This window comes from Microbulbifer thermotolerans (genome assembly GCF_900112305.1).
Classification (GTDB): Bacteria; Pseudomonadota; Gammaproteobacteria; order Pseudomonadales; family Cellvibrionaceae; genus Microbulbifer; species Microbulbifer thermotolerans.
The window spans coordinates 1-11303 of sequence record NZ_FOKT01000016.1; the positions used below are offsets into that span (position 1 = coordinate 1).

Annotated in this window: 9 protein-coding genes; 5 read left to right on the top strand and 4 right to left on the bottom strand. The window is 48.4% G+C overall.

From position 1 onward, the window contains the following. Positions 1–386 precede the first annotated feature (386 nt). Entirely contained in the window at positions 387–686 is a 300-nt protein-coding gene (locus tag BM155_RS17910) for a Tse2 family ADP-ribosyltransferase toxin (protein WP_175487818.1), read from the bottom strand. A 217-nt stretch (positions 687–903) separates the two neighbouring features. Continuing rightward, a complete protein-coding gene (locus BM155_RS16410; protein ID WP_217641570.1) occupies positions 904–1716 on the bottom strand; it encodes a type II toxin-antitoxin system death-on-curing family toxin in 813 nt (270 codons plus the stop codon). 813 nt (positions 1717–2529) lie between these two features. Between BM155_RS16410 and BM155_RS16415 the strand changes: the two genes are divergently transcribed. The 4 genes from BM155_RS16415 (at position 2530) to BM155_RS17460 (ending at position 6146) form a co-directional block, all read left to right on the top strand. Beyond that, positions 2530–2796 (top strand): putative glycoside hydrolase, encoded by a 267-nt coding sequence (locus BM155_RS16415; RefSeq protein ID WP_175487817.1) that lies wholly within the window; start codon positions 2530–2532, stop codon positions 2794–2796. Between the two features lie 594 nt (positions 2797–3390). After that, complete coding sequence (locus BM155_RS16420) at positions 3391–5160, top strand: carbohydrate-binding protein (protein ID WP_074904371.1); 1770 nt, start codon at positions 3391–3393, stop codon at positions 5158–5160. 189 nt (positions 5161–5349) lie between these two features. Next, a complete protein-coding gene (locus BM155_RS17455; protein WP_217641572.1) occupies positions 5350–5859 on the top strand; it encodes a hypothetical protein in 510 nt (169 codons plus the stop codon). After that, positions 5850–6146, top strand: a complete 297-nt coding sequence (locus BM155_RS17460) for a hypothetical protein (RefSeq protein ID WP_217641574.1) — start codon at positions 5850–5852, stop codon at positions 6144–6146. The genes BM155_RS17455 and BM155_RS17460 overlap by 10 nt, the downstream gene beginning before the upstream one ends. Before the next feature lie 270 nt (positions 6147–6416). Here BM155_RS17460 and BM155_RS16430 read toward each other — a convergent pair whose 3' ends face one another. Together BM155_RS16430 and BM155_RS16435 are read right to left on the bottom strand one after the other, a co-directional pair. Continuing rightward, positions 6417–7202 carry a hypothetical protein gene (locus tag BM155_RS16430; protein WP_074904374.1) on the bottom strand — a complete coding sequence of 262 codons (786 nt, stop codon included), beginning with the start codon at positions 7200–7202 and terminating at the stop codon, positions 6417–6419. A gap of 112 nt (positions 7203–7314) precedes the next feature. Next, entirely contained in the window at positions 7315–10857 is a 3543-nt protein-coding gene (locus BM155_RS16435) for a hypothetical protein (RefSeq protein WP_074904377.1), read from the bottom strand. A gap of 66 nt (positions 10858–10923) precedes the next feature. Between BM155_RS16435 and BM155_RS17860 the strand changes: the two genes are divergently transcribed. Further along, the coding region (locus BM155_RS17860; protein ID WP_139223314.1) for a transposase at positions 10924–11303 on the top strand (380 nt) is incomplete at its 3' end.

The following is an 11303-nucleotide window of genomic DNA, read 5'->3' on the forward strand; positions in this document are numbered from 1 at the left end:
CTTGATGGCGGCATCCATATCGAAGGTAGGTTTGGTCATGGGTCATCTCTTTTTTGTTTATGGTAAAGAAATGACACAGAATTCTGAACACTACCGATCGTGATAGCAAACTATTTATCAATGGTGTCCCTACTCATAACGCCGCCAACACGCGCAGCTTTGTAGTGGAGGAGAAGCAGTAACGGAAAAGCTGTCGCTGTGCTTGGCTTTGTTAGAGCTATACATCTTCTCTGTCATTTATTTTTTCAATTATATTTTGATAGATCATCAAGTCATTGGTAATTTCTACCGCATCATCAGATTCGGGATCTAGAATATTTTTTCGCTTTATTAAGTCATCCATTGTTTTTTTAACGGATGATCTTATTAGGCGAAGCTCCATAACACTAAACATCGTTTTTAGCCCTTTTTTTCTGATTGATATGAACTGCGTACTTGTCAGCCCACTCCGTAAGCTTTTGCTTCCAGGTTGTAATGGGCATATCTACAAGTGCTCTGATTGTGTAATGCCCTCTAAACTTGCCGCCTGTTAAATCTTTGGATAGAGTGAACTCCGGCGGTAGTTTTGTTCCAGCAGGAATCATCCACCAATCTGGACCAAATCCAAAATTTGGGGCATTAAAAAGGCTCAGCCCACCCGATGTGTGGTCGATGAAGCCACTTTTCGGATTTATTTTACATCGTATGTTTGAGTTTCATTCCTTGGGGGCATGGTCCTCAGGTAGTCAAATTTGTGCTTTGTTGGTGTGCCTCCGCGAAAAAGGTCTACTGGCAACTTCACATAGAACTCTATTGGTGTATGCATAATGATCCCCTCTTTGTTGTTGCTCCTTGCTCTAACGCCGTGCTCTGGGGCAAACCGAAGCGTAGCGTAGGTTTGTCCCTAGCAACGCTTTGTTAGCACTAAGTCTTTGCAAGTTTGCTGAGAACTTTCTTGTACTTTTGTATAAAATCATCTGGCGGTGTCTCTTTACCATAGAATAATGCCGAATCTATCCCATCACTGTGGGTTAAACCTGCTTGTTTTCTGATAGATTTCACTAAGTTTTTTCCAACTGTTCGGCCAGGCCAGTAGGGTATATTGGCTACTTTTTTTCCTACTCGAACTTCTTCTTTACCAAAGAGACCTTTTCTTCTATTTTCCACCGTGTATTTAACAACGTCAACGTAGTTGTTTTTCTGGTTTTCAAAATAGACATCATGTTCGCGTAGTATTTGTTCTAGCTCTAGATAAGAAACCGACCTTTCGCCCTTTTCTATCTTGCGAGTCTTTTTCCTTATCCAGCCCGCCATTGCTTCAACTTCTGCATCGGAGTGGTCGTGGCCTTTTTTAATTTTTTTCTTTGGTGCGATTTTATGCGATGCGACGTTAAGCATGAAAGAATAGAGAATATCCTGATTAGTTCGATTGTTAAATGTAAAACCATTTTTATCTAAATGGCACAGCAATGCCACTAGTGCTGTGCGCTTATTTCCATTGTGTAAAGGATGATTGCTACATATCCCATAGCATAGTGATGCTGCATTAGAGATTGGATCATCATATTTTAGCTCACCGCCAAACCCGGCGTGTTGCCGTGCTATTGCTGACTCTAACAGGCCTTCGTTTTTAATTCCCGGAGGAGAAATAGGGTCGTCGGATTCAGCGGCGTCAGCCACTAGTCTTTCGTGTATTTCAATAACATCTTCTTTTGTCAAAGTTTTAATATTTGGCAACTCAGAGGCTCCAACTCATGCGGTGCTAACAGTTTTATTCAAAAGCCAGTGGCTCTATATCATCTTGGCTCTTGTTCACAGGCGCGCAATGCCACATGCTGGAAAATCTTCATTGAAATCAATGGGATAACCTACAGCTCGATTTAGATTCAGGAGTTAAACGAGCCAGACGCTCAGTTATCTTTTTCTATGTGGCTCAAATTTTTATCTCTATACCCTTTAAAGTCAGCGACTTAGCGGCCGTTCATCGGTGAACAAGAGCCACAGGCTGCTGAACAAGGGCCTGATATAACTATCTCCGCAACAGGCAGTTCATGAACACCCATAAAACAAAAAGCTTTCGATGCCAGTCATATTGCAACACTTATTACTACACAGGCAAGACTATCTATATATACAGTTATGCGCATGGCCCAAATGAGACAGCAGTGCCAATTACTGATCTCTCTCTATACTAAGCCCTACTATTTTTGCGTCTCTCTTGCGTGCATCACGCATTCCTGTGTAGCTGCGATGGACACACCGTGCGTTGCTTTGAGCATCGGAAGTAATGGATAGAAGATCGGCTATTAACGCTGGCTGGGATACTTGCATTTGATATCAGTGCCCGCTTGGTAGTAAGTAATCGCCAACATGCAATACTGCATATCAATTCAGCGCAGACTGAAGTCTGCGTTTTGCCCTAGGTAACTGACTGCAGGCACGGTAATGATTCATAGACACCCTTGTAATAATGATTCATAGACACACATGTAATGACTCCTCAATCTAGGGGTGTCCATGAAATTTATTCGCTTGGTGTAGTGGGCCGGTTTGCGCTCCGGTGGTGTGGCCCTGCGAGCGCATAAACCGCAGGATATGAGCCGCTATCTGGAGTCCGGCGGCCCCCTGAATTTGAAGCTGCGCCTGGATGAGAAACCCAGTGGCGAAGTGCAAGCTTCGGTGGATTGCGGATCAGACTGTGCCGGCAGCCTGTCATTGCTGGAATCTCTGCAGCAAATCCCCGTCAATGAATGGGCGGAGATGTCCATCGACACTCTAGTGTTTCGCCAAACAGTGCGCGGATTTCTCGCGGGTTAAGAGCAGTCTGCTGCTCGAGAGCGAAAAGCCCCTGTCATTGGCAGTGGCGGATATCAAATATGTGCCCGCTGGTGCGGAGAGCACCACGCTGCGCTGCGACGGCTGAGTCTTTTCAAAGCAACTGCGAAGGCCCCTCCCTCTTGGAGGGGCCGGGAGACACCTGTTTTTCCGAACAGAAAAATTATTGACCTCTCTGAATCTGTTACCCGAATAGCAAGCGCTGGCAACAGTGGACTGAATATGCAGTAGAGTTCTCAACTATTTTTAAATAGATGGGTGTCCATTTTTATTTTCTCAAAAATTAGTGTGAACAGGCCCTAGTAAGCGCCCCAACGCCCCTAATATTTACTCTGACTTTTTGTAACTCGCCAGCATTAGCCAAAACACCCGCCCCGTCCCACAATTTGAGCAATCCGCTCGGGCCCCAAAGCGGTTATTGACGCCATTCTTACGAATATGCCGGGCAGTTTGGCGGTTGGTCGGTGACGGTGTTCACAGGCCACATGGCCTGTTTATGCTCCAATGCACGCCCATCATAAAATAGTTAACAATCGACAATTCGATAAATGTAAACCACAAAAAAGAGAGGTCATTATGAAGTTTTTCGCTTCTGCTCTTACAGCACTTGCTATCAGCTCCCCCACCATTGCCGCCGACTGGGATGGGCTCCCCGTTCCCGCAGATGCCGGCGCAGGAAACATCTGGCAGCTGCAGGGCAATGTTTCCGATGACTTTAACTATTCCGCCCCGGCCAACGGCAAAAGCCAGGCATTTTACGACCGCTGGGCCGAAGGTTTTATCAATGCCTGGCAGGGCCCTGGGCTGACCGATTATCACAACCCGAATTCACGCGTTGAAAACGGCCAGTTAGTTATTCAGGCAACCCGCAAACCCAACACCGATCAAGTGTATACCGGTGCTATACACTCCAACGACAGTGTTCAGTACCCGGTTTACATTGAAACTCGGGTTAAGATTATGGATCAGGTGTTGGCCAATGCGGTCTGGATGCTAAGCAGCGATTCCACTGAAGAGATTGATATTGTCGAAGCTTACGGCAGCAGCCGCCCGGACCAAACCTGGTTTGCCGAACGCATGCATTTGGCCCACCATGTTTTTATTCGAGACCCCTTCCAGGATTATCAACCTCAGGATATGGGCGCTTGGTACAGCGATGGCCGCCTGTGGCGCGAACAATACAGTCGAGTGGGTGTGTACTGGCGCGATCCCTGGCACCTTGAGTACTACATTGATGGCCAGCTGGTAAGAACCGTGAGCGGTACGGATATGATCGACCCCTACGGTTACACTAACGGCACAGGGTTGAGCAAGCCCATGCAAATTATTATCGATGCGGAAGATCAGGACTGGCGCTCTGACAACGGCATTCTCGCCACTGATGCCGAGCTGGCCGACAGCAGTAAAAACCAGTTTTATGTAGATTGGGTTCGCGTGTACAAACCCGTCCCCGCCGACGATAATAATGACGACAGTGATGTTACTGTCAGTTTTGACTTTGACAGCTTTTACGCCACTGGCAAAGAAGGCGATGCGGTAGCAGGTGACACTGTTACAGGTTTTAACCCTTCGGGTAACGGCAACATTAATTTCAACACCTTGGGCGACTGGGCAGAGTACAGCTTCAATATACCGGAAGCCGGAGACTATCGGCTGGAGCTGGATACCGCCTCTACCGTTACCTCAGGTATCGGAGCTGATCTTCAGATTGACGACATCTACATCGGGCAGATCAGAATGCAAGCAACAGGCGGTTGGGAGAACTACCAAACCTTTAGCCTCAGCAACAATTTGACGATCGGTGCAGGCGCTCATATCCTACGGGTGCAAAGCAGCGGCAGCGCTCCATGGCAGTGGAATGGCGACAAAATTCGCCTGATCAAAGTGGGTGACAGCACAGGGAACAACGGTGGGAACGACGGCGGTAATGACAACGGCCAACAGACTCAGGTCATTACTCTAGAAGCCGAAAACTTTACCAGCACTGGAGGCACCTACGATGGTTTTCAAACCTACACACAAAACGGCGTTACCGCCATTAATTACAATCAGCGCGGAGACTACGGCGAATACACCCTGTCCGTTCCCAGTGGTGGCAATTATATTTTTAGCGCTGTCGTCGCCACGCCAGAAACTGGTGCCGCCATGGCGCTCAGCTTAAATGGCAATGCCTTACTGAATTTGGACGTTCCATCCACCGGAAGTTGGAGTCATTTTTCAACCATCAGCGCTGCTAATGCCGTAACCCTGCCCGCTGGCACACACACTTTGCGCATTACCAGCGCGGGTAACACCAGCAACACTTGGGAGTGGAACGCGGATAGCTTTGAATTCAGCCCACAATAAAACCAACCTGGCCTCTGCCGATAGGGCAGAGGCCTAACCCCAGCACCAGCATCCTGTGTTTGCGCCAAGTGAGAAGGTTGCGAATCATGGACACCCATAAAATAAAAAGTTTTCAATGCCAATCATATGGCAACATTCTCTACCTTATAGAAAGCACTGTTCATCCATACATATGAATGGATAGTTAAAATGGGACGCCCGCGCAAATCCCTTATCTCTCTTGAAGCTACGCCCTACTATCATTGCGTCTCTCGGTGCGTGCGCCGCGCATTCCTGTGCGGCCGGGATGAGCGTACTGGGCGCAGCTTCGAGCACCGGAGACAGTGGATCGAAGATCGACTGTTGGAACTGGCCGAGGTATTTGCGCTTGATGTCTGTGCCTACGCGGTAATGAGCAACCACTATCATGTGGTACTGCATATCAATGCCGCACAGGCTGAAGCCTGGACATTACGTGAGGTAGTGGACCGCTGGCATCAGGTCTGTAAGGGCTCTCCACTTTCCCAGCGTTTTGCCCATAACGAAACCTTGAACGCTGCGGAACTGGCCCGGCTGGAGGAGGTAGTCACAGAATGGCGTGCGCGGCTGATTTTTATCTGGACACTTCCATACAACGGCGAATTTCGGCAGCTCAGGATGGCAAACAGCCACATCAGCTCTTTCCCTTCGCTGGTAGCCCACGAGAACCTATGCCAATAGGACTGCCGTTTCAGTTACAGGACTATCTGGAGCTGGTGGACTGGAGCGGCCGTTGCCTGCGTGAAGACAAGCGCGGCGCGATCGATGAACAACTGCCGCCGATTCTCGAGCGGCTGCAGATCGACCCACGACACTGGCTCTACCTGAACCGCAATTCCGAAAGTCGCTTCAAGTCTCTGGTTGGTGCCACCCATTCAGTGCGCTCCGCCTGCAAGCAGTTCGGAAAACGTTGGGCCCACGGAATCCGCGACTGCGCGCGCTATCTATCCCCACCGATCACCTCTTAAAATTTCTCCTGTCACGGAAAAACGTCATCGCGGCTTCTGCGAAGGACTGCTGCGCCATAACAAAACTGTTTGGCGAAATTCCAAACAGGACGCAGGCTCTACTTGCCCGAAAACAAAGCTCTGGCAACAGCGGACTAAGAATGCAGTAGCCTTCCCATTAATGTTTCAATTGGTGGGTGTCTATTTTTATCACTCGTCCCACCAATTATTCAATTAGTGGGTGTCCAATTTTTTACAACTATCTTGAAAAACCCCGGTGGGCATCCAATTTTATTGCTTTCCAATTTTATTGAATTCATTCAGAAGCCACTGGTATTTGCTTTTTATTTTTTCATCTGCGTGAGAATCAGCAATTGCACTTATCTTATCTGGCGCCATCTCATAAGTATCCCTAAATTGGCGTAACACTGCCTCTCCAGACAAAACAAGTGAACTGTCCGTAAGCGTATGGTATAGGGATGTCGCTAGACTAATATAACTGTGCGACTCATCCTTACTTATTGACGATTCAAAGAGGCCAAACGTTCCCACTTCCCGGTATTTAGCAAGACACGGCTCGTCAATAAGAACACGTGGATACTTAGCTTCTTTAGATTCGAGATAATATGCTCTATTCATTGCAGGGCCGTAGAGAGGTCCACCCTCTATATGAGTCAACTTTCCGAGTGTTATACCACCACGGATAAGCAGACTATGATCAGTCCACATTTTAATTTTTAGCTTTATTACCAAGTCTATAACTAGCTGGGAAGCAATCACGTCATTTTTATGTGCAGATATTACTAGGCTATCTGAAAAATACGTGATCGTCACGGGATGCGCTGCCTTTCCCGCTTGCGCAAATACACGGGCTATCTCCTTAACTGCCTCTAGTTCTTCTGGGGGTATTAACTCTTCATTAACACGAGCATAAAGGTCTTCATTGAGTTTATCGGATTGAATGGAGTTAAGCGCCTCAAAAATCTTCTCCTGAATATTTTTATCTTTGGCACTGCTTTGGACTAAATCACCGAATCCGAGTATATCTATAAAAGCAATAAATCTATTTTCGTACACTTTGTTGCCTCAGGCTGAGAGTTTCCCTAACGCCTTCTGTAACCGGCGTATTTTTGGTGAACACAGCGAGCGAAAAATACGTCCGCGTATACGGCCTTGTTAGGCATTGCTATTAGTCACCATCCCGGTATTTATGTTCGTCAATTATTCGTTCCGCCTCTCGGTCGTAGCTGTCTGCCAAACCTCTCAAAGTAACGGCAAATCTCTGAAATCCGGCGTTCTCTACTTCCTCGGCTTTACTTCGGAATTTTTCAGCCAGTTCTCTTTCCGGTTTTGCGGTTGGGTCAACCCAATGAAAACCGCGTGACTTGTATGTCCCCGTCCTGTAACCGTCTTGCATGTCATCGGCTTCACGGTCATTCAGTGCGGCAGCGACTGCGCGGCGTATCCATAGGCCGTCTGGATCGGGTGGGGTGTGAATCAATACTTTGCCAATATTGAAAAGCGCATCTTCCAGGTGGCCGGATTCCGTACAGGCTTCCTTTACCCTTTGGAGCCAATTAGTAAAATGCTCTTCGCTGAACGCCCCATCTTGTTGTGTTCCAGGTGGTGTCTTCCACTCATCTAGTAGACGCAAGGCATTTGTCGCAATTGTCTCTGACTCCTCAGTAGGTTCTCTCGGCGGCTGATCTTCTTTCTTGGAACGGTAGATCAGTCGAATTATCTCGTAAAAGAACTTGGGATCATTGGCCAATCTGCTTTCAAGGAGTTGTGGCGTGGCACCTCTATCACGCTCCAATAAAGGAAGATATGCCCACTCAACCCTAAAGAGATCATCCTGGTTTATCGAAGGCTCTTCCTGAAGAAACTTGATCAGCTCGACGATATGATGCCCATCCATGGCGTAACTGGGTTCATGGGAGGAAAGCGCCGCAAGCAACGCTCGAACACATTGATTAGTATCGATTGGCTGCTTGTCATGGCGCATCCAGGCAAGACAGTTGATTGCTGCGTGTGGTCTGCCATGTTCAATCAGTTTCTCAATCGCATTGGTTAGATCACCATCGGCCATGTAGGCATTAGCGTCTGTGCGGGTCCAGTATTCACTCTCTTGTTCCTGAAGCCATTCAGAAGCTCGATTCCATGCTTCTTCGGTAAATGGCAAATATGCAAGAAATTGTCCTACTTGCTCGGGCGTCCAATCCGATTTGTCAAGGTTGTCAAACGACTTCCACCCTTTGAGATGGTAACGCTTCCAAATAAAACCGCTCACCAAGGCCTTGTGCTTATTCTCCGGCAAGTCCAGGAAATTCGGTAAAAGAAGGCGTTCGAATGTATCATCGTCAACAACGCCAAGTGCTAGCCCAACCTGATAGGGTGAAGAAACGGATTCGGCAAACCGGATAACGCCATCAGCACCATCTTGCCGAAAAATTTCTGCAATAGCCTCTTCACGGCGGATGTTGAGCTTCTCTCGCTGCTCCATCCTGTCGCCGTTCTCTTCGTAGAGATCAAAATCTCGGTCCGTGAAAAGATGCTGATATAAATTGAATGGGTTGGTGGGAGCGAGTTGCTCGGCAACGTGTTCAATTCTGGTAATCATTTCGTCGGGCAATGCCCACTTTGCATCGGCGAACCGGCGATGTTTGTTTGTGAATTTCGTGAGATGATCCCAAATAGAAAGTCGTTGCTCTTCGGGGAATTCTAAAATGGGTTGAGAGGAAAGAGCCTTGAGAAGTTGATCAAAAGCGGGTTCAGGCAGGCTATCAAAATGATCAATCAATACGGAAAGTCGAGCGGTATCTTGACCAGCGGCAGCCACGGCAAGTTCCGCATAAAAAGATGCCTGCTGCCAGTATTCCTGTTGCGCCACGCCTTTTTCCCAGTTATCGGGGATGGTCTTGCGCCAGCTTGGTTTGTGCGACCCAAAAGATGTCTGGTGCTGCCCGGGCAGAAGCTGAATGATCAGATCCCAAGCGATTTCCGGCCATTCCTGAAGGATCGTTCGCACCGCGACCTTGCGCTTGTCAACAGATGCCAGTGTTTGCGGCAGCCAGGGTAGCAAAATCGTTGCAAGCGAATTGGATGGTCGATTGGCCCACTGACCGCCGGGGTCATGGCTGGCAAGTTCAGCAAGTAATACACAGACTCGAACCATATATTGTTCATCCCAGGCCAGCCCTTCCAACGCCCAGAGCAGGCCGGTTAGATAATTGCCTCCGGTGATGCCGCTGCCTTCCTGGGAAAAAAGCTCATCAAAAGGACTGGGCGTCATACGCAGCGCCTTCTCGATCGCATCAAGAAACTCATCCGGAGCAGCTTCGGCCAAAGTGGGCAGCAAACCATTCAGGCTTCCCCACAAAACCCAGTCAGCATCGGTCAGAAGTTCACGTATCACCCATACGCAGGTTGCTTCAGCTTTCCCTTGCGAGCAGTTAGCGCACGACTCCGGCTGGCTTCCCAGAATGGCCAAGCCCTCTGCAATGCCTTTTCGCAACACGTGTGAACAGCTCAGCACCTTGCCATAAATGCTTGCCGCGTATCGCTCTTCAGCTGGCAGTTCAAAAGCCGGATCTGGCTCCTTCAGTACAGAAACAGCAAGCGACTTGAACCTCTCGAGGTCCTGATCAAGGATGCGAGATCCTAGTAGGATCCAAAGCTCGGCTCGATTAATAACTTTCCAGATGCCGTTTTTGAGATACAATGGGCTATCAGCGTGGTGCAATATTTCCCGTGCCTTGTTTAACCATTCGTCATAACTGATGCCAAAAAGTTGGGTTATCGCGTCGAGGTCACACTCACTTTTTTCGTTCCAGCTCCCAATCAGGACTGCTAGGGCCAAATAGGTTGCGTCTGGGTGCTGGGACCAATCGGTTTTAGGCTTCTCCTGTGTCGCCTTGAACTCTTCAGGCATTTCTGCCACGACTTTTTGTTTAAAGGCATCCAGTAGGTCTTCTGGCAGCTTGTCGGGTGTGATCGTACCGGCATCCTGATTCCATGTTTGTACAATATCGACAACGCGGGACCAGACCTGCTGCGGAGCCTGATGCTGGAATTGGGAAATGTGGGAATGCAGTAGAGACAGGACTACACCGAACTCGTTACCAAGATCGTAACCGAGCAGATGGAAGTGGTTCAGGAAGTCATAGAATTCGCCCCTTGAAACATCGTTTCCATTATTTGCGATCTTCAGGTGATGGTGAATGGCCTCCAGCTTCTTGGCACTTTCAGGTGGACTGAAATTTGATTGCTGGACGTTTCTGAAAAACTCATCAACATCTTGGGTGTGCCTCGCCTGATTCAGCAACCACTGTACATTGTGCGTATCGGTAGCACTGAGCGGCCCTGTGATCAGTGCAATAATATCCTTACCCCTAGAGAACACTTTGGAATTGTTGAAATCATTCCAGGCGGCCTGCATCACCTCTCCAAACAGGGAACTGCCCTGCGTGATGGAAATGGAATGCTTGACCTGCCCGAGAAGTTTCCGCCGCTCCTTGGTGTTTACGTTTTCTACGATAACAACGAGGTCGTCTGTATCAAAGCCGTCGATCTTGCCCTGAAGTTTGATTTCCGCAATGGGCCAGCAGGGAAGGCAAGGAGCGTGACCGCCAGTGAGCATCAGCGCAACAAAAGACGCCTGGACATGAGCTTCAAAATGAACTCCGCCACCGCCTGTAGAAAAGGGGTTGCTTAGATTTTTCTTCTGCACCATCTATGAACTCTACGCTTTGAGGGTAGCTCAGATACCTAGAAGCTGTTTCATAACTTGAAATAAGGTATGCTCGAATTTTTCAAGCAATTAGGAGAAAGTGTGAGCCGGTTTGATTCAGAGTTGACGGACGAACAATGGAAACTGATCGAGCCATGCTTGCCTCCGCTAAAGCGCGGAGGTGGAGGCCCAAGGCCAATAGAAAATCGAGCCTGTATTGAAGGAATTCTTTGGGTTCTACGCTCTGGAGCTCGCTGGAAAGATCTTCCATCCAGGTATCCCTCACCCAGTACATGCTGGAGGAGGTTGCAATATTGGGAAGAGCAAGGAGCTTGGCTAAAAGCCTGGAGAAAATTTCTACGGCAGTTAGACCAGCAGTCACTGCTGAGCTGGGAGGAAGTGTTTTCTGACGGAAGCTTTGCTTCAGCAAAAAAAGGGGCCCAGAGGTC